Origin of the sequence: Mesorhizobium sp. M7A.F.Ca.MR.176.00.0.0, from assembly GCF_004023165.1 — a bacterium.
Lineage (GTDB): Bacteria > Pseudomonadota > Alphaproteobacteria > Rhizobiales > Rhizobiaceae > Mesorhizobium.
This window is the reverse complement of the sequence record NZ_RZTC01000062.1, coordinates 16391-36371: the sequence shown is the minus strand read 5'-3', so window position 1 is coordinate 36371 and position 19981 is coordinate 16391. Positions and strand designations below refer to the sequence as shown.

Genomic DNA, 19981 nt, shown 5'->3' with positions numbered 1-19981 from the left:
GCGAAGCCTCCGGCGTTCAGCCGGTCACCTGGATCCACGTTTCGGGCAGCTCGAATGCAGCTGCCGCGAAAGGCGATCACGTTGGCACGCTCACGCCAGACGAGCGAGTGGCGCAGGCGTTCGGGGACATTGCTCCGGCGCCTGATCCAATGGCGATCAAGCCCGCAACCGACCGTCTCGCGGGCTTATCGCCAGATGATGTTCAGCGGCTGATCAACCAGGCACATGCCGCGACCACGGGCCAACTGATCGAGGCGCGCACCAACATCGCCCTCGCTTCGCAGAACGCTCCGGACGCAATTGCCAATACGGGCAGCTATTCCGGCAGCGTGCCTGGCCCTGCGGACTTCACCGCCGTTTATGGCACTGAGGAGGGCGGGAAGCGCTTCCAGGATTTCAGCCGACAAATTGATGTCGGCCGCCAAGCCTTTGGCATGCGGACGATGCCCAACCAAGCGATCCACGCAGCGCTGCGCGATGCGGAGCCTGGGCCGGTCGGCTCCAACGAAGAGGAGACACGGTATCGGGTTACGGCTGCCGCTGCGCTCAAGACCCTGGACATGAGGCGGGCGGACCCTGCTGGCTACGTCCGCGAGGTCTTCCCCAATGTCGACGCCGCGTGGAAGGCGACAACGAGCCCGGAGGCGGCGACTCCAGAGGCGTACAAATGGGCCATCGCCGTCTCTGTTGCAGCCCAGAAGCAACTGGGTATCGAGACCCCTCAACTTCTACCGAGGGCCGTTATCCAAAGCCTTGCCGACACCTTCGGCGACAAAAACATACCGCAGGCTGAGAAGCACATCATCCTGCGGGATCTTCTGGCAGCAGCGCCCGATCCGAGTGTCCGCCAGGCCTTATCTCAGCAGTTGGATCAAGCTGGCCTTTCTCGGTCGGCCCAAGTCGACCCGATCGTCACTACTGCGACAGTGCAAGGACGGCTTCCATCAGCGCCTCCTGGCGAAGCCCGGTCTGCACTCCAACGAGCTGCGGACGACTTCGGCGATTATCTGAGCGAGGGTTTCGAGGCCCTAGGCCGAATCCCCCATGACATTGGGCTAGGCCTCCGGGATCTGCACGATTCTCCTTTGGGTTTCCTTGAGCAACTGCCCGCCACCCCTGGCTCGGGGGCGGTTGGTGAAGGGCGCTTAGCATTAGAGGCAGTCGGCGAAGCTGTTGCAAAAGGCTTGGCCATAATCCGCGGCGGGACCGGCAAGTTTGCCAAACCGCTGGAGGAGTTTGCAACAAGTGGTTCGCGCGCCACATCGGAGCTTGCCGCTGAGGGCGCGGTGGCTCGCCAAGCCGTCGGTGCGGAGGCTCGTGCAATAAATGCAGCAAATGAGGCCGCTTACCGCTTGGGCACAGGTGCAAAGCCCGACAAGGCCGAGCTTCTTGAAATAATAAAGTCAATCGCGAGAGACCCCTCAAAGATAAAGTACGCGGGGGCATCGTTTGGCAAGGCTCTTTCAAAAAATTACCGCAAAACGTTTCTCGACGCGAACCCGAAACTGGAGGGTGAAGTTGTGGTCCACCACGCGGCTGAGCAGCAAATCTTGAAGAGATATCTCGGGCTCGTGGCCAAAGAGGAGATGCACTCGCTTCAGAATCTGCGTGGGATTCCTAAAAGCTTGGACAACCTTTTGCACAACAAAATTTTCCGATACGAATGGGACGAATTTTATGCGTCGCATCCTCAGGCCACTCGTCAGCAGGTGCTGGACTACGTGGCTTATATCGACAAAAAATACGGACATCTGTTCAACCCTCCAATAGGTGGATAATGCAGTATTTCTATATCAGACCTGATGTGGCTGGTGGGCTTGGCAGAAACACCGTTTTGGACCCCAGCGTCCATCCTCCGATTGTGACCAAGCTCCACTACGTGGTAGAGGGCTGGACCGGTGATGTGCTCGTTACGACGTTCCCGTGTTACCTCGTCACCGAAGAAACCCAGCGTGCACTGCAGAACATAGGTTTTTCGGGTGCGACGTTCGCTGAAGCCGAAGTGACGACATCCGAAGAGTTTCATGAATATCAACCTGGGCAGGAACTTCCACCTTTCGTCTGGTTGAAAGTGAATGGGAAGGCTGGCCGCGACGACTTCGGGATCGCAGCGAACTATCGCCTCGTCATCTCGAAACGCATTCTTGATTTGCTGGAATCATTGGGAATACCGTTTGCAGTGGTCGAGCCTTACGAACAGTAACGGGATTACGCTTTTGAATTGCGATGACGGCTCATTTTTGTCGGCCGCACCCATGTGACTGCAGTGAATCTTCAGACCGAGAACTGGAAATAGTGCACTGTCACGCAATTCCTCATGGGAACGGCATCGCTCCGGGGTCGCGCCCGACGAAATCGCGCGCCTTGCCCTGGAGGCCGGACTACTTCAGACTTCACTGCCTCCGGCAATGATCTTTCACGAGAAAAGAAAATGAAGAAAGTGATGGTTCTGACGACCGCAACTATCTTGGTGGCTGCTGCAACTTTTGTTTATTGCAGCCCTCTTCTCGTCAAGCTTGAGACGGACGGATTTGTGGGCGGAACGCTGGAAATTGCAGGCACCAAACTGGATGAAGCGGCAGGATCTGGAACGACGTACCACCTCGTTTTCGTGAATGAGGAATCCAGCGCGAGCGTTTCTTGCAGCAAAGATGGGAAAGTTACAAGCCGGGATGGATATCTATCTCCATGGCTTGGGTGGTACGTAAGTTTCCATCTTTCGAATTGCTCGATTAGTGGATTTCGTCCGGTATTTTAAGGGTTGGAATCACGAATGACAGTGAGATGCCGGAGATCTCGCGCGTTTTGTCGATAGCATGTCCGGACTGAGACTTGGAAAATAGTGCGCTGCCGCCGTAATTCCTCGTTCTGACAATATTTCTTCGCGCCCCCTCCGTCCTGCCGGCTTTCGTCATTCGGAAAGCCAAGCAGTTGGCTTTCCGTCCGCTACGCGGATCACTCTTCAACCCCACGAAGGGAGATCGGAGGGGGTCGTAGAGCACGATCTCTGAATATTGCCATCTAAACCCCAGCCGCTTCGCAGCGGCTTTTTTCATGCCCGGAGAAAATCATGACCCGACCCACATGGACGAGGCGCTGACCCATGGCCATCACCCCGCTCGATATCGCCAACATGGCGCTGGCCGTGCTCGACGAGGCACCGATCGACAGCCTCGACCAGGACGTCAAGGCAGCGCGCTTGCTGAACCTGCATTTCGACCTCGCACGGGAAGCAGAGCTCACCAAATGCGCCTGGGTGTTCGCGATCCTGCGCGCCACGGTTGCCGGGGCGGACACCGGCAGCGATTGCGGCTTGAACTTCGCCTATGAACTGCCGGCCGACTGTCTGCGGCCGCTGCCGCTGACCCGTGATGGCGAGCCGGACGGCGCGCCGATTTCGTGGCGCCAGGAGGCGGGGCTGATCTATTCCGACCAGTCCGGCCCGCTGACCATCTGCTACGTCGCCAACCTCACCGACCCCAACGACTGGGATGCGCTGTTCACCGAGGTTCTGGTGGCGGCGCTTGCCATCAAGGTCGCACATCCGCTGACCCACAAATCGGGCATGATCGACATTGCCCGCTCTGCCTATGACCGGGCGCTGGAGGCGGCGCTGAGCGCCAACGCCGTCCAGCGCGGCGGCCGGCTCTACACCGCGTCCTGGTCCAGCCAGCGCGGCGACAGCAGGCCCGGCAATAACAGGATTGCGCGCTGATGACGACGCTGTACCCGATCCAGGACATCTTCACCCGCGGCGAAATCTCGCCGCGCCTGCATGCACGCGCCTCGCTCGACTTATATCGGGCGGCGCTGGCCAAATGCGAGAACTTCATCACCCTGCCGCATGGCGGCATCCGCAAGCGCGGCGGCACCTATTTTGCCGGCGAGGTGAAGATTTCCGCGAAGACGACGCGGCTGATCCCGTTCATCTTCTCGGCCGATCAAGCCTATGCGCTCGAATTCGGCGACCGGTACATCCGCGTCCATGCCTATGGCGCGCGCGTCGGCGCGGTGGAGGTCGCCTCGCCCTATCTCGAGGCGGACCTGTTCGAGCTCGCCTATGTGCAATCGGCCGACCAGATGTGGATCACTCACCGGGACCATCCGCCCAAGGTGCTGACCCGCAGCGCGCATACAGCGTGGGCTCTGACGGATTTCGAATTCCTCGACGGTCCCTACGACCCGGTCAATGACACGGCGACAACGCTGACGCCGTCCGATACCGGGCATCTGACGCCGCGGATGACCAGCAACACGACGCCTTCCGGCACCGCTTCCACCGGCAGCGGCAGCGCCTCTGCCTGGCAGATGTTCGACCGCGACAAGACGCAGGATATCGAAATTGCGAGCGGCGGCGACGGTTACATCCGGTTCCGCAATGCCGGCGGCGCTCAGCGCGTGGTCGATGCCTACTGGATCACCACGTCGCGGCTGGCAACTGGCGATTACGATTTCTTCACTGCCTGGGAATTGCAGGGTTCGAATGATGGCGCCAACTGGGTAACCCTGGACACGCGTACGGGCGAACTCGGCTGGGGCAATGGCGAGACCCGCTTCTACGACTTCACAAACAAATCGGCGTTCGAATACCATCAACTGGTGTTCAGCGGCGGCGGTGGAGACGATGCAGTTGTCACCGTCTCGGCCGAGTTGGCGATGCATATCGCCGCTTTCGATCAGACGCCGTTCGATCTTACGGCGTCCTCAATCATCGGCATCAACAACGACACCGGATTCCAGGTCTCTGATGTCGGTCGATCCATTCGCCTCCTGGGAGCTGACGGCATCTGGCGCTGGGCCAGGATCACCAGCCGCACCGGCACGACGGTCGTCGAGATCATCCTCTACGGCCATGCGCTGCCGAACACGAACCCGATCACGCGCTGGCGGCTCGGCACCTTCGTGCCCGGCAAGTACGTCGAAAGCGGGTCGCTCTATGAGGAGCGGCTGGCCTTCAGCCGCAAATTCTCGGTCTATGCCTCGGCCACCGGCGACTTCGACAATTTCGCTCTCGGCGAGAAGGACGACGACGCGCTGGAGTTCGTCCAGGCGGGCGGCGGCCAGGCCAACGACATCGTCTGGATCGCCGACAGCGACGGCGCGCTTCTAATCGGCACCGGCGGCGGCATCCGCGCGCTGTCGGGCTCGGGCATCGACGAGGCGCTGACGCCATCCTCGTTCAAGAACCGGCGCTCGCGTACCTTCGGCTGCGCCCGCATCCGCCCGGTCGATGCCGGCCAGTCGTTCCTCTATGTCACACGCTCGCGCAAATCGATCGCCGAGCTGACGCAGACGGCGCAGAGCCGTTTTGCTTCGGACGATGTCGGCCAGGTCTCCGAGCATATTCCCAAAAAGGGCGTGGTCGAGCTCGCCTTCCAGACCGATCCCGATCCGTTGCTGTGGTTCCCGCTCGAGAATGGCGAGCTTGGCGGTTACACCCACCAGCCGAGCCAGGAGGTGCGCGGCATGCACCGGCATCGCCTCGGCGGCAGCGTCAGCGGGGCGGGCCCCGATGGTTTAAATTGGGCTAATGTCGAAAGCGCTGCGGTCACCCCCGGCCAGGACGGCAATGACGACCTCTGGCTGATCGTGAAGCGCAGCATTGGCGGCGTGACCAGGCGCTACATCGAGATCAAAACCGCGCCGTTCGAATACGGCGCCATCGCGGACGCCTTCGAGATCGATTGCGGCCTGAGCTACGCGGGCCTTGCTGTCACCACGGTGGGCGGCGCCATGCATCTCGCCGGCCAGTCCGTCGATGTTCTCGCCGATGGAAAAGTCTATCGCGGCCTGACCGTCAGCGGCGGCGGCACCGTGACGCTGCCCGGCGGTTCGACCGCCGCCAAATGGCAGCTTGGCCTGCCCTATGCTGCGGGCGCCGACACGCTGGAGCTTGATGTCGGCGGCCGCGACGGCTCCGTCATCGGCCGCCGCAAGAAGGTGGCGAAAGTGATCCTGTCGCTGCTGGAGACCGACACCACGGGGCTTCAAGTCCAGTCCTTGATGCGCGGCCGCTGGGAGCCGGTGCGCATGCCCTCGATCGTTGCGCAGGACGGGCGGGCAACGCTGTTCACCGGCAATGTCGAGGTGCCGATCGACGACAGCTGGGAAGGGCAGGGCCGCGTGAGGATCCGCCACATCAACCCGACGCCCTGTACGATCAGGGCATTTACGCCGGTGTTTGACGCGGAGCCGTAACTAATCTCCCCCCTCGAGGGGAGATGTCGCCGAAGGCGACAGAGGGGGTAGGTACTATGTGACGCGACCTCCCACGTTGAAAAAGAGGATGCCGGCGCTCACGCGGGACGCCGACCTTCATCTGCCGCAGAAGGTCGCATCCGGTCGTACCGACCCCCTCTGGCCTGCCGGCCATCTCCCCCTCGAGGGGGGAGATAACCCTCTGCCCGCCCGCACTCCATCCACAAGGACACTCCTCCCATGACATCCCTCCATGCCGAAATCCTCGGCAGGGCGCGGACGGCTGCCGAATTCGCCGCCGTCATCGCCATGCTCGATACCGACCTCAACGACGCGCTTCACTGCAGAGCCGAACTGGCACAAGCCGAGGACCGCGCGGTCTTCGGCGATGGCGACCTGGCCGCCGCGCGTGCCGTGCTGGACGATTGCAACGAGCAGATCGGGCTGCTGGAAAAGATCATCGTCGCTGCCGGCAAATGCCGTGCGGAGGCTGCTCGGAGCGAAGCGCGGGCCGACATCGCCGCGCTTGGCGACGAGATCAAGGCCAAAGCTGCAACGCTTGGCGAGCGCTGGCGCAGCGCCCGCCGGCTGGTCGAGTTGCTGCGCCAGGAATTGTTCGAGGCCGATGCGCTCGCCCGCACCATTGCCACCGCCAACGGCCTGTTCGATGCCGCCGGCGTCGCGGAACTGAAGATCAACCTGACCACCACCCGCCGCGCCGCTATGGCCGGCCCGCGGGCCGCTGCCCCGGCCCGTCTCAGCCGGCCGGCGCTGCAGGCCGACAGGCTGCTTGTGTCGTTCCTCACCCCCGGCGGAGCGCTCGACCCGCGCCCGGCGCTCGGCGCGCCGGTGGACGGCGTCAAAAGCAAATTCATTCCCGCAACCACCTCCTTTGGCGAACGAGGCTGAACCATGTGCACACTTGCCCTTATCGGCACCGCCCTTTCTGTTGGCGGTGCGCTGGTCGAAGGCCAGCAGTCGAAGCAGATGGCCGACTATCAGGCCAAGGCCTACGGGCAGCAGGCGCAGGCCGAGGCGCAGAGTTCCGCCTTCGAACAGAGCCAGGAGCGGCACAAGCAGGATCTCCTGCTGGGCCAGGCGCGCGCCCAGGCCGGCGCCTCGGGCGTCGGCCTATCAGGCTCGCCGGCCGAGGTGCTGGCGGCCAATGCCAGGCAGGGTCAGCTTGATCTCGACGGGATGCTGTACGGCTCGCGGCTGCGCCAGAACAACCTGAACACGCAAGCCGCCATCTCGCGCTTCTCCGGCAAGCAGGCGGCGACGGCATCGATCTTCAACGCCGGCAGCGCGCTCGTTGGCGGCCTATCCAAAATCTACGACCCGACGAAGGCCGTGAGCCTCGGCGGTTCTGCATTTTCGCCTCGGGCGAGCGCGGCCATAGCCGGCGGCTATTCGGGGCTCTACTGAAATGGTCCACATCATCCCCCTTTCCATTGGCCAGCGCCGGCTCGATACCGGCAACGCGCCGCAATATCCGCAGGGATCGCCGATTGGCGGCGCCATGCAGGGGCTTGGCGACCAGTTTTCGGCTATCGCCGCGCGCTACCAGCAGATGAAGGACCAGCAGGAGGCGTTCGACGCCGAGCTGGCGCGCCGCCGGTTCAACGGCCGGATCGCGCAGGCGGAAGACGAAGTGACAGCGAATGCGCCGCCCGATGGCGCCGGCCTGCATGAGGCGATGTACGGCCAGGTCGATCCGTACAACGGCCGGGTGGTGAAGACTGGTCTGTTCGACAGGCTGTTCGACGATGCCTTGCCTGGTATGCCCGAAAGCCAGCGCGCTGGTTTCGTCGGGCAGAAGGAGGCGATGCGCGCGGTTGGCGCACGGCGCATGGCTCAGCGGCAACTCCAGCGGCGTGACGAGTATGAGGTGGCCGAGTGGACCAAGGTCGACAACATCTCCACCGGTTCCATTGCACAGGGCGATCCGAACGACACCGAGACCTTCGAGGCGATCCGGAAGAGCGGGTTCGACCTGATCGCCAAGATCGGCAATCCGATCCTTCGGCAAACAGCCGAGGCCACTTGGCGCGGCAACACGGCCAAGGCGCTGGTCCAGGCGATGATCGCCAAGGACCCGAAGCGGGCTGCGGAGATGCTGGGTGCGGGGACGCTCGGAGAGCCTTCCGGTGATGCCTCGGTTCAGCCGATTATCTGGATCGATGTTTCGGGCAGTTCAGATGTTGCGACCGCGAAAGGCGATCGTGTTGGCAAGCCCGCGCCGGACGAACGAGTGGCGCAGGCTTTCCGAGACGACATTCCGCCTGAAGACCGGCCGGCCTTAGCCCAGCAAGCGCGGACCGCTGAGATCGCACGGCAGGTCGAAACACGAACCAGCATCGGCCTGGCAGAACAGAACGCGCCTATGGCGATCAGGGAGACGGGTAGTTATTCAGGACCGACTTTCACACCTGAACAGTTCGTGGCGCTCTATGGCTCGACGGAAGGGGCCAAGCGTTCTCTGGCTTTCAATCAAGCGCTTGATGTCAGTCGCCAGTTTTACGGCATGCGCACGATGTCTAACGACGCCGTGCAGGCCATGGTCAACCAGTCCGCACCCAAGGCCGATAGTGCGACGCCGGAAGAGGACAGGGCGCGTCATGACGCCATAGCTTCGGCCGCCGACCTGACGTTCAAAGCGAGGCAGGGCGATCCGGGTGGCTATGTACGCAACACATTCGCGAACCTCGACGCGGCTTGGAACAATTTGTCGAAGCCGGAAGACTATCAGAATGCCGTCATCGGCTCGATCGCCGCCCAGCAGCAGTTAGGTTTCAAAACCGTTCAGCCTTTGCCTAATTCCGTTGCCGAAGACAGCGACAAGCCCGGTGACGAGAATCTGACCCCGCGGAACAAGGAAGCAGATCTAAGCAATGTGCTCCAGGCGGCGCCGCCTGGGTTTCGCCAAGCAATATTTGATCATTTGCTTCGCACCAGCGTCGCCAAATCGAACAAAGGCACGCTGAATGACGGCTCCCTGGCATGGTTGGTGAGTCCGGAGAAATTGGCTGAGACAAAGGAGTTTGTCCGGCGCGCGGTATCCGGAGAGGGGCCAAAACCGGAATGGCTGACCAGTTATGTCCAGACCAACCAGGAATGGTTGGGGGAATTGCTCGCCGGCGACAGCGAACGCGGAAGCTTGCAGCGCCTTCTTGCGCAAAAGCTCGTGGGCTCTGACGGACTCGGCGAAGACGGCATTTCCGTGGCTGATGTCACGCCACTAGGAGCGTCATTTGCACTGGAGAAAGCCGCGAACGCAGCGCTGGACGGCAATTACGGTGAAGCATTGTTCAACGTCGTGGGAGCAATTCCTGCCGAAAGGCTGGCCGGAAAGGCCTTGGAACAAGCCGGAAAAATTGCGAAGCCATGGGTAGAGAGCCTCTCAAAATTTTCGAAGAGACCAGCTGAACTTGTCGAAGGGAGCAAGGCTCTCATCCGACGAGTCGACGCTGAAACCCTTCGATCCCAACAAGAGATTGCGCGCACGGTCTCCCCACGGGTTCCAAAGCGGAGGAAGCTACCGGGTGAAATCCCCGAAAATGCTTTTAATACCGCATTACTGGCTTGGTTACTTGCGAGGGATCCCTCTGCCATCAAATATGCTGGCGCAAAGGTTGGATGGACAAAATCAAAGAACTACCGAAAAACCTTCTTTGCTGCCAATCCTACCCTCAATAGCGGAAAATACGTGATTCATCATGCTGTCGAGCAACGGATAACTAAGAAATACCCCGGTCTTTTTGCTGAAGAAGAGCTGCATTCGATAGATAATCTTCGCGGAATCCGACAGGAATTCGATATAAATCTGCACCAAAAAGTCATTCAGTCAGAATGGCACGAATTCTATCAAACGCACGTAACCGCCACCCGGCAGCAAGTGCTTGACTATGCGAGTCATTTGGACAAGAAATATGGGCATCTGTTTGATCCACCGATAGGTGATTGATGAATTATTATGAAATTAAGCCTATAGTCTGCGGAGAGATAGGCGAGGATACTGTCATGGACACCAGTGTCCATCCGCCTATAGTCAGCGAACTTCATTTAGAATTCGTTGGTTGGCATGGCGACGCGCTTGTGACGTCGTTTCCCTGTTTCCTCGTGACCGAAGAAGCCAAGCGTGGGTTGCTCGCTATCGGCATCACTGGCGCCACATTTGCCCATGCGGAGGTGACCATATCCGAGGATTTTCACCTGGTGCAGCCCGGCGTAGGGCTTCCCCCGTTCGTGTGGCTCAAGGTCGATGGCGAGGCGGGCCGAGATGATTTCGGGATCAACCAGAAACTGAACCTCGTGATATCGGAGCGCGCCTTCGATGTGTTTGATGAACTGTTTGGCCTCCCTTCCGCTGACTTCTGGCGGTTCGACGGCAGCAGTAACTAGGGTGTCACCCGCATCGTAGCCTGCGTCGAAGCAAAAACGACCGCTTCCAACCGAGCTATTTTGGACTTCTAGCTAGGGCTAACGCGGCTCCTGAACTCCACGCGGATCCGAGGCGTCAACCTATCTCGCGGAGTTAGTTAGTCATGGAGAACAATGCCGAGCCCGATTTAAACAGCGTCACACGTCTGCCTCCGGCCGATGTCAGCACCGGTGACGACGAGCTTGATTCCGCCCGGATCGAGGCGCGCCAATACCTTGAATTCTATACTTGGGTATCAGCCATCAAAGGCGAATATCTTGGTTACGGCGCCGAAGGGATAATTTACATTTTCCTTTTCGAGATAGAGGCCAACCGAGCAGATGTGAACCCATGGACATGGGTGATCGTCGGTGATGTGCCGCCGACGTATCTGCCAGCCGACGATGGAAAGACCCCATTTGAAGCGTTGGATGGGTATATTGGTGCCCTTGAAGTCTGGATTGAGGCCGCGCGCCACGGAAAATCCGTAGCGAAATTGATACCAGTCAATGTCGACGCGAATCCCGCCAACGCCGAGATTCTGGCGAGCCGGCTGAAATTCCTCGACGAACAGATTCTGCCGTTGCTTCCGCACTGATCTGCCGCACGCACCCCGCGCGAGCATCGTGAGTAGGGCTGAGGCCGGGCGGCAACCGAGTTGCTGCACGAGGGGTCGGCAGGGCGGGCCGACCTGTGATTGAACCGCAATCTTCACAGCCTCGCTTTCGCGGGGCTTTTTCATGGAGCAAGCCTCATGGCCCGACCTGCAACCGCCGCCGTTCGCTTGTTGACCGGCGAGCGCGAACCCGTACGCCTGGCGACGACCGCGAACCTGGAGACGATCGTCATCGACGGCGTCGCCTGGATCCAGGGCCTCAAGATGCTTGACGGCGCCCAGACAGCGACCGGCGACCGGGTGCTGGTCAAGGACCAGGCGGACGCCAGGCTGAACGGCATCTATACGGCGTCGGAAGGCTACTGGTACCGCGCAGCCGATGCGCGCACGGGTCGCACCATGCAGAAGGGGACGACGGTGCATGTCCAGGAGGGCACGGCTTCGGCTGATTTTGTCTTTGCCTTCCAGACAGTGAGCCCCGTGATCGGTGCCGACGACATTGTGCTGTCGTTCTACCAGTCCGACGACACCGTCGGCGATATCCAGGCAGCCGCGCAAGGCATCATCGACCAGGCCCAGGCGGCCGCGGACGTGGCGACGGGCGCCATGACGACCGTGCTCGATCCGCAATTTGCGACCAAGGCGACGGCGGAAGCCTATTCGCCGGCGGTTGCGCCGGATTATATCAGGACTGCCGGCTATTCGCAGGTCGGCGACGGCCAAGCCCTCTACAGGAAGAATGGCACCATTTTGGCTGGCGGGGGCGGTCTGGCGATCACGCTGCAAGGTGGAGCGAAAGCCGGCTTCGACATCATCAACGCACCGAGGTCGAAGGAGATCAACATTCGCGCGGCGGGCGCCGACACGGCAGCCGGCAACAACAGGACCGCGATCGTCAACGCCATTGCTGCCGCCGGGCAGGGCAGGCTGATCATCCCGGCTGGCACATTCTCGCTGGCCGGCAATATCGACATTCCGCAGGGGTTGACGGTCGAGTTTGATGACAGGGCGCTTTTGCAGCGTACCGAGGACGCCATGCACCTTTTCAACCTGAAGGGCGACAACCGTATCATCGCGCCGAAGGTCAACGGCGCCTGGAATCATGTCGCGGTTGCGAACGGCTTTGGCGTCTTCAACATCAGCGGCATCTCCGGCGTCACGATCGAGCATGGCACGCTCACCGGTACGCAAGGCGACCACTACCGCATTGCCGATTCCAGCTGGGTCTACATCGACGACGCCAAGGGCGACACGGCGCGCAACATCGTCACCATCAACGACGAGGTTTCCGGCACAAGTCACGTGTTTGTCCGCCGCGCTCGCGTGAGTGCCTATTTGAACGGTTTCGATGCAGAGAGCGACGACGACTGGCCGGTGAGCGATATCGAGGTGGATATCGACTGGACGCAGCTTGGCGGCGTTCAGCTTGGCGCGGCCGTCGCCTTCACCCGCAGCGCTGCGCCCGCCGGATCGGTGTTGAAGTACAAACGCCTTCGCATCAGTGCCAAATCCAGGGATGGCCTTTATGGCCTGGTGCTGCGAGGGGCCAAGGATATCGAGGTGCGCAGCCTGGTGACGGAAGGCGTGCAGCAAGGCATTCGCGCCGGCACCGGCCATCATATCGAAGATCTTCGCCTGCTGTCGTTCGACATCCAGGCGACGCATCAGGGGATCTATATCGAAACCCCGGCCGGGCAACAGATCTCGCGCGGCGCCAGGATTGGTGCCGGCCGCCTCTTTGGGTTCACCCAGGCCAATGCCTATGGCGTCTTCAGCGCCGCGGATGAGACCATTGTGTCGGCCGACACGCTTGTCGACATGGGCGGCGCAGCGGCGTCCATTGGCGTTCGATTGAACGGCGACATGTCGCAAACCCATGCAAGCATCGCGGATGCGCGATCGTCCTATGTCGCACTGTCGACACTATCGAGCGAACGGCAGAGGGCGACGGGTGGCCTTTTCAAGGCGACGACCGGCAGCGTCGTCAACGATGTGAAAATCAGCGGATCCTCGCCAAACGTCGAGGTGCGGGACAACATCTACTCCGGCACGGCGACGGGCAAGCCAACCGATGACGGATCGCACATGGCGCTGATTGAAGGAAACCGGTGCGGCGATCTTTTCAAGGGCTATAAATCGACGGCGGACGCAACGCCCGTTCTTATGGTCTTCGAAGCCGGAAACAGCTTTGTTCCGATCAGGCCAGGGCAAGGCGCGAAGTTCACCGCCGATGTCGCTGCCCGCCGCACGGATGGTTCGTCGTCGACCAGCGCCGGCTATGTGTTCGCCGGCGTGATCCGCAACACAGGCGGTACCCTGGCAGTCGAAGGTGCTATCACCAAAACGGTGATCGGCGAATATGCGACCGACGCCGCGTCGCTCGACGCCTCCGTCGCCGTGGGGGCTTCCGGAATTGAGGTGACCGTTGCCGGCGTCGCGGCAAAGACCTATGGCTGGAACGCCGTTGTGCGGCTTCAGGAGGTTTGATGCTGCATGGAAGCTCGACGCTGCCAATGCCATCACAATCGCAGTTGATATCTGCCGGCTGATCCAAAGGCCTGCCTCCTCTATCTCAAGACCAAAATCTCTTTTCAGCCTCGCTTCGCGGGGCTTTTTTCATGGAGCACGCCAGCATGGCCCGATCTTCAGCCGCCGCCGTTCGCCTTCTGACCGGCGAGCGCGAACCTGTTCGCCTGGCGACGACCGCCAGCATTGCGCTTTCCGGCCTTCAGACCATCGACGGGGTGGCGACGGAGGTGGGCGACCGCGTGCTGGTCAAGGACCAGGCCGACCAGACGCAGAACGGTATCTATACGGTCAGCGAAGGCCGATGGTTCCGCGCTGCCGATGCCCGCACCGGGCGCACCATGCAGAAGGGAACGACGGTGCATGTCCAGCAGGGCAACTCGAACTCCAGCAAGGTCTACGCTTTTCAGACCGATAACCCGGTGATCGGGACTGACAATATCGTGATCAGCTTCTACCTCTCCGACGACGCCGTCGGCGAGCTTCAGGAGGCGGCACAGGAAATTCTCGGTCTCGTAACGGGCGCTATGACGACCGTCATGGATCCTCAGTTCGCTACCAAAGCGACGGCTGAAGCATTCTCGCCGGATGTCGCGCCCGACTACATCCGCACGGCATTCTACGACGGCAACCAGGTGGCAGGCAGCGGCGGCGTCTATCGCAAAAATGGCACGACGACCGGCGACCTCGTGATCACCTTGCACGATGGCGTGACGGTCGTCGGATACACGCTCTCTGACACGCCGACAGCTTCGCAGAAGGGTGCCCGGAAAAACAACTCGACTGATGATGCCGCAGCCGTGCAGACCGCGCACAATCTGGGTTCGGGCGGCGTAGAGTTTCCGTCCGGCATCTACAAGATGGTGCCCGGCTCGGTCTCGCCATTCACGCTCGGCAACACCACTGCCAATGTCTATCGCGCGGTGGCACTGACCGCCGACAATGTCACCTTCAGCGGACATGAAGCAGTGCTGCATGGCGTGAGCCGGGCAAGTGTTGTCGCTACCGACATTCAACCGGTCTTCTCGACCGACAAAAATATGGCAGTCGGCGCACGCAAGAATATCGCGTTCGACGGCGTCACCTTCGATTCCAACAATGACGGCGACGCGACGAACAGCAACCAGCGTTTCCTTTACGCCGTGGGCGTTGATGGTCTGCGGTTTATCAACACCAAGGCCGAGTCGAGTGGCGGCCGTCGCGGCTATTATACCCACATTCAGAACAGCAAGAACGTGCAGGTGAACGGCCATCGTCACCAGAAAATGACAGGCGGATTTAATGTCCGCTATGTCGACAGCTTCGTGATGACCAACTTCATTTTCGAGGACTTCTCGGAGGCGATCGATCTCGACGGCACAAGCCAGCTTGTCGTGATCCGAGGCGGGGTCTTTAAATCGGTCGCGCGCGTTAACCAGTGCATAGATATCAACGACCAGATCGATGCGTCGATCGGCGATTTCTCGGTCCACAACACCGGCAACATCGCGACCATCAACTACAAGACGACGACGCCAGATACTTTTGCAGAGTACGTGGCCGGTACTGCTGTCAGAAATTTTCAGGTCAGCAAGCGCATTATTTTGTCCAACATCAGCGGCTCGGCCATCGGCTCGACCACGGCCCCTGCCTTCTACATCGGGTGGGATTGGGCGGCTGGCGGCCATGCAGGCACGGGTCCGGTGCAGGACATCACGCTACAGAACATCACGCTTGATGATCATGGGTATTTCTGGATCCGCGAAGCCGTCAACCTGAAGCTCAAGGACATAACGTCCTATCGTGCGATCTGCGGTTTCAACCACGCCTTTACTTGCTTTTCAAGCGTAGCCAACGCCGATCAGATAGGGTGGTCAGACCTTGATATCGACATCGATGGAATGCGCATCGAGGCTTCCGATAAAGGTGGCATCAGTATTCAATCCCCATCGAGCGTAAAAGTGCGTCGCCTTATCACTCGGGGCAACAACACTTCAGGATCAACCCAGGCTGACCTTGTCATCACCGCGCTACACCAGCGAGCGGGTTGCGCTACCGTCGATGAGTGCGACATTGAGGGCAGCGTGAACCTCAATGGGGACAGCACCGCAATTGCCTCGTGGGCTGCCGACACGATCTACAAGCGCAACGCCATGGTGACGAACGGGGGAAATTTCTACCGTGCGACCACCGAGGGCCGTTCGGCAAGCAGCGGGGGACCAACCGGGACGGCACTGTCCGTGACTGACGATGGCAGCGCATCCATTGCCGCGTGGGCTGCCTTAACACCTTATGCGGTTGATGCTGTGCGGAGGAATGGGAGTGCCTACTTTATCTGCATGACTGCCGGCACCTCTGCGGCGTCGGGTGGCCCGAGCGGAACCGACCAGCGGATTGCCGACGGCACGGCTGTCTGGCGTACCATTGAGGGGCTGGTAAGGTGGGAATATCTCCTCCACCCCTACTCCATCCGGTGGGGCAAAAACAACCGCGTCAGGGGCACCGTCACTTTTCAAGGGGATGCGCAGAAGCACACGTTCGGCGAGAGCATCACGGCGATCGCGGGCGACTACTCGGCGACCGGCACCGTGAACAAGTGCGTGTTCGTCGCGCGGCGTCGGTGCCTTGTCGCACGGGCCAGCTATCAGGTGCTCGCCGACGTTGCCGCAAGCGGCTCCAACTACCGGAACCTCATCCTGCGGCGGTATCGGGCGGGCTCATCTGCAAACGCTGCGACAATCGACACGACCGCAACCGGGTTCACTGCCTTTGTGTCGCGAGATGCCGGGGTCACTGCGAGCCCGGCCGGCGCATATCTGGAGCCTGGGGACGTGTTGATCCTCAACTCCAACTCTGCCGGGTCCGGCATCGCTCTGTCCGGGCTTGGCGTGACGGTCGACTATATCGAGTATTGATCGGCTACCGAAGCGCGCTGAACAGCAGGACGATCCACAGGTAGACGAAATAGGTTGCGGTCGGGCCAAGCACGATGATCGCCAACCATACCATCTCGTTGGTCATGATCTGAAGCTCAGCTTCTTCATCGAATGGGGCGTCTTTGTCCTTGGCGCCTCTTTCGATCATGGTCCATCCTCGCCAGCAGCACGAGCGCAGACCCATATCAAGGAGCGGCTAGCCAAGCAAGGAACGTCAATAACGCGTATCGACGGCGCCAAGGGCATTGATTAAATTGCAAGAGATGAGCAATGGTTGCAGCCATCGTTATACGAGAGAGTCCTTCGAATGCGGCCCGTTCGTCAGAATTGGTTCCCGGCACTGGCCTGCTTAGTGCCAGTGATGCTATTTGCGGTTTCGAGGACTGACTATGCCAATTACGTGGCATACACAGCCGATGGCGACATCGTCAGCTATTCGCGTGGTTTCTCCTATGCGACGCGAACTGGCTTTGTCCTCTATATGACATCTGTAGAGCACGAGCGCGTGTTCCTAGCAATGCACTGGATGTATGCAAACCTGGGATTTTCGCTCTCCGACAGCATGCTGGCAAACAGCATGATGATGATCGCAGCCTATTTCTTCTATGCCTCCCGGCAGAGCAACAATGTGCTTCTTGGCGCACTAGCTACCGTGGCCTTCATCATGCTGCCATGGTTTGAACAGCTCGGGCAAAACACGCTAAGGCAAGGGTTTTCGCTGATATTCATTCTCACCTTTTTTCGGGCGGTGAATTATCAACAAAAACGTTGGGCCGTCCTCTTCGCGGCGCTCGCTATAGGTAGCCATTACAGCGCCGCATTGTTCGTGAGCGTGTACATCCTCACCGACTTCTTGCCGAGGTCCGGCAAGCTGTTTGTCGCGGTCGTTGTCCTGACGTTCGTCGGCTATGTCACCGATTACATCACTGTTCTATCTGGGATGATCGTCACCCCGATCCTCTTATGGACTGGGCTTTACACCCAGTACTCAACCGACGCGTTCTTGACTTATCAGGTGGGCTACAAGGCGCTGTTCTTCTACTACTCACTGTTTCAGTGCGTCGTGAGCGTCCTGCTGCTTCAAAAGGCCGAAAAGCAATCGGATGCGCGCTTGGCTAAATACTGCATTGTCATGACCGTGATCTACATGGCAGCGAGCGGCCTGCCTTATTACAATCGAGTGGCGATGATGCCGATGCTGCTGCTGCCGGTGGTGGTCGTGACCCTGTGTTCCCGAATAACTTTGCCTCGCTTGGGTCTGAGATCAATGCTTGATCCCGGGAACTATCCGTTCTTGCGGCGCGTCGGGTAAAGACGATCTTGCCGACCCTTCTTCGCAGGCCGGTTCGTCGGCCATCGGCTATAGCCGTTCCGCAAGAATTGCCGGAATTTTCGCAGCCAACCGAAGAACCGTCGCGGCTCGCTACCAAGGGCCAAATAGTGCGAGCGCCATCGTCAACCTTATGTAGGCTGCGCCGCTCGGCATGGGTATGCACCCTCAGAGGGTCGTACCTGTTCCAGACAAACCAGACAAACCAGACAGCCTGAGAGCAATGGGAGGTTCCCCGTCCCGTAAGCCGGCAGGGACGGCGGGCGCTCGGGTTGTCAGCCAGTTCCGCGTTGCTGTCGCCGGGTCGAATGACTTCCCACCCGCCGTCGTAGACAAGCAAGAGCCCGCCGTCGTGGGTTCTGATTTCGCCAGCCTTCGCCGCTGCGTTCGCACGAAACTTAGCGCTGTGCTTAGCCCACGGCGCGGCGAGTATCACTAGGTCCTTGCGTCGCTCATCATCCATCAGCCCGCTCCCCGGCGCCGACCATAGCCAAATCATCCGAAGAAGGAAAACCACCATGGACCGCAACTTCGCGCGGGCGCTTGCGCTTGTTCTCAAATCGGAAGGCGGCTGGTCGGACAATCCGGCTGACCCCGGCGGCGCCACCATGAAGGGCGTGACGCTTGCCAGCTTCCGTCGCTATGTGAAGGCCGACGCGACGAAGGCGGATCTGCGTGCGATCAGCGACGCGCAGGTCGCCTCCGTCTATCGCCGCTTCTACTGGGACGCTGTGCTCGGCGCCGAATTGCCCGATGGCGTCGACCACGCTGTGTTCGATTTCGCCGTCAATAGCGGGCCTGGCCGGGCGGCCAAATATTTGCAGGCGGCCGTCGGCGTTGCGCAGGACGGGCGGATCGGACCGGTCACCGTCGCGGCGGCCAAGGCAAAGCCGGCCGGTGTGACCATCGATGCGCTTTGCGATGCGCGGCTGGCGTTCCTCAAGCGGTTGCCGACATGGGCAACATTCGGGCGCGGCTGGTCCGATCGGGTCAGGTCGGTGCGGGTTCAGGCCCTGCTGATGTCGGCGCAGCGCCCCGCGGCACCGGTGACCGCGCCGGCGCCGCCCAGCGGCGAAACATCGGCCAATGGGGCGCCGTCGGTTCGGCGCGTGCAGCCGGCGCCCGGCGGCAAGGCGGCTGCCGCGGCCGGCATCCTCGTTCTCATGGCCGGAGCGCTCGCGGCCTTCCGGCATCGGGTCGCCGATTTGTTCGGGAGCCTGTTTCAATGACATGGTTCAACACCAATGCGCTGCACAATCTCCTCAACACGCTGATCGCCATCATCTGCGGCGGCGCACTCGCCGGCTTCGACTGGACGCTGCTCGGGGTGAGCGACCGCACCGCGCTTCAGATCAGCGGCGTCATTGCCCTGGCCAAGATCATCATCAACGCAGTCCGTGACGGCCCGCGCGGCATGGTCGCGCCGCCGGCCAAGGAGACATGAGATGGGAACACTCGCCCTCGCGCTGCTCGGCCAGGCCTGGCCGTATCTTCTGGCAATTGGCGCCGCGCTTGCCGGTGTCTGGACGGCCTATGCCAAGGGCAAGGCCAGCCAGAAGGCCAGGCAGGATGCCGCCGACGCCGCGGCGCGCACCGAAGCCCAGAAGATCGACGATGCCGTCGCCGGCCGGACGCCGGAAGACAACAGAGGGAGGCTGGCCAGATGGTCAAAATCATAGCGCTCTCGCTGCTGCTGGCCGGCTGCACCACATCAGGCGGGTCGTTCTGCGCGGCCGGGCATCCCCTCCGGCCGACAAGGGCGGAGGCGGCGACCCTTTCCGACGCGTCGGTGGCGGCGATCCTGGCTCACAACGAAAAGGGCCAGAAGCTTTGCGGCTGGAGGCCATGATGAACGATCTTTTCGACCTGCTCGGCATCAAGGGACCGGTCGTGGCGGCGGGCCTCGCCGGCGGCGTTCTGCGCGCGCTGTCGCGGCATCGCTACAAGCTGCGCGAAACGGTGGCCTCGCCGATCTG

General features: G+C 60.9%; 18 protein-coding genes. 17 read left to right on the top strand and 1 reads right to left on the bottom strand.

What is annotated here, in order from left to right; genetic code table 11:
- The 12 genes from EOB59_RS35675 to EOB59_RS20550 form a co-directional block, all read left to right on the top strand.
- Positions 1-1778: hypothetical protein (locus EOB59_RS35675; RefSeq protein ID WP_206622059.1), on the top strand; the 1778-nt coding region annotated here is incomplete at its 5' end.
- Entirely contained in the window at positions 1778-2203 is a 426-nt protein-coding gene (locus EOB59_RS20600; protein ID WP_127809887.1) for a hypothetical protein, read from the top strand. The genes EOB59_RS35675 and EOB59_RS20600, both read left to right, overlap by 1 nt.
- A 228-nt stretch (positions 2204-2431) precedes the next feature.
- Positions 2432-2758, top strand: a complete 327-nt coding sequence (locus EOB59_RS20595) for a hypothetical protein (RefSeq protein WP_127206771.1) — start codon at positions 2432-2434, stop codon at positions 2756-2758.
- Positions 2759-3103: 345 nt separating this feature from the next.
- Positions 3104-3715, top strand: a complete 612-nt coding sequence (locus tag EOB59_RS20590; RefSeq protein ID WP_128289104.1) for a hypothetical protein — start codon at positions 3104-3106, stop codon at positions 3713-3715.
- The gene (locus EOB59_RS20585) at positions 3715-6198 is read left to right on the top strand and encodes a hypothetical protein (RefSeq protein ID WP_128289103.1); all 2484 of its coding nucleotides are present in this window, start codon (positions 3715-3717) and stop codon (positions 6196-6198) included. Before EOB59_RS20590 ends, EOB59_RS20585 begins: the two co-directional genes overlap by 1 nt.
- Before the next feature lie 240 nt (positions 6199-6438).
- Entirely contained in the window at positions 6439-7107 is a 669-nt protein-coding gene (locus EOB59_RS20580; protein WP_127809889.1) for a hypothetical protein, read from the top strand.
- 3 nt (positions 7108-7110) lie between these two features.
- Positions 7111-7623 (top strand): hypothetical protein, encoded by a 513-nt coding sequence (locus EOB59_RS20575; protein ID WP_127809890.1) that lies wholly within the window; start codon positions 7111-7113, stop codon positions 7621-7623.
- A gap of 1 nt (position 7624) precedes the next feature.
- On the top strand, positions 7625-10162 hold the full coding sequence (locus EOB59_RS35670; protein ID WP_206622058.1) for a hypothetical protein: 2538 nt from the start codon (positions 7625-7627) through the stop codon (positions 10160-10162).
- 56 nt (positions 10163-10218) lie between these two features.
- Positions 10219-10599: a hypothetical protein gene (locus EOB59_RS20565; protein WP_245481710.1), complete on the top strand. Its 381-nt coding sequence runs from the start codon at positions 10219-10221 to the stop codon at positions 10597-10599.
- Between the two features lie 143 nt (positions 10600-10742).
- Positions 10743-11216, top strand: a complete 474-nt coding sequence (locus tag EOB59_RS20560; protein WP_127809891.1) for a hypothetical protein — start codon at positions 10743-10745, stop codon at positions 11214-11216.
- Between the two features lie 156 nt (positions 11217-11372).
- Positions 11373-13721 (top strand): hypothetical protein, encoded by a 2349-nt coding sequence (locus tag EOB59_RS35315; RefSeq protein WP_164895701.1) that lies wholly within the window; start codon positions 11373-11375, stop codon positions 13719-13721.
- A gap of 131 nt (positions 13722-13852) precedes the next feature.
- Positions 13853-16654 carry a hypothetical protein gene (locus EOB59_RS20550; RefSeq protein ID WP_128289102.1) on the top strand — a complete coding sequence of 934 codons (2802 nt, stop codon included), beginning with the start codon at positions 13853-13855 and terminating at the stop codon, positions 16652-16654.
- A 4-nt stretch (positions 16655-16658) separates the two neighbouring features.
- Here EOB59_RS20550 and EOB59_RS35310 read toward each other — a convergent pair whose 3' ends face one another.
- The gene (locus EOB59_RS35310) at positions 16659-16823 is read right to left on the bottom strand and encodes a hypothetical protein (RefSeq protein WP_164873823.1); all 165 of its coding nucleotides are present in this window, start codon (positions 16821-16823) and stop codon (positions 16659-16661) included.
- A gap of 159 nt (positions 16824-16982) precedes the next feature.
- Here EOB59_RS35310 and EOB59_RS20545 point away from each other — a divergent pair, with 159 nt between their 5' ends.
- From EOB59_RS20545 to EOB59_RS20525, 5 genes are all read left to right on the top strand, one after another.
- Positions 16983-17987, top strand: coding sequence for an EpsG family protein (locus tag EOB59_RS20545; RefSeq protein ID WP_128289101.1), 1005 nt, complete (start codon positions 16983-16985; stop codon positions 17985-17987).
- Between the two features lie 536 nt (positions 17988-18523).
- Positions 18524-19234: a glycosyl hydrolase 108 family protein gene (locus EOB59_RS20540; protein WP_128289100.1), complete on the top strand. Its 711-nt coding sequence runs from the start codon at positions 18524-18526 to the stop codon at positions 19232-19234.
- Complete coding sequence (locus EOB59_RS20535; protein WP_127399538.1) at positions 19231-19449, top strand: hypothetical protein; 219 nt, start codon at positions 19231-19233, stop codon at positions 19447-19449. The genes EOB59_RS20540 and EOB59_RS20535 overlap by 4 nt, the downstream gene beginning before the upstream one ends.
- Position 19450: 1 nt before the next feature.
- On the top strand, positions 19451-19684 hold the full coding sequence (locus EOB59_RS20530; RefSeq protein ID WP_127809895.1) for a hypothetical protein: 234 nt from the start codon (positions 19451-19453) through the stop codon (positions 19682-19684).
- Entirely contained in the window at positions 19669-19854 is a 186-nt protein-coding gene (locus EOB59_RS20525; protein WP_127271123.1) for a hypothetical protein, read from the top strand. Before EOB59_RS20530 ends, EOB59_RS20525 begins: the two co-directional genes overlap by 16 nt.
- Positions 19855-19981: the final 127 nt, after the last annotated feature.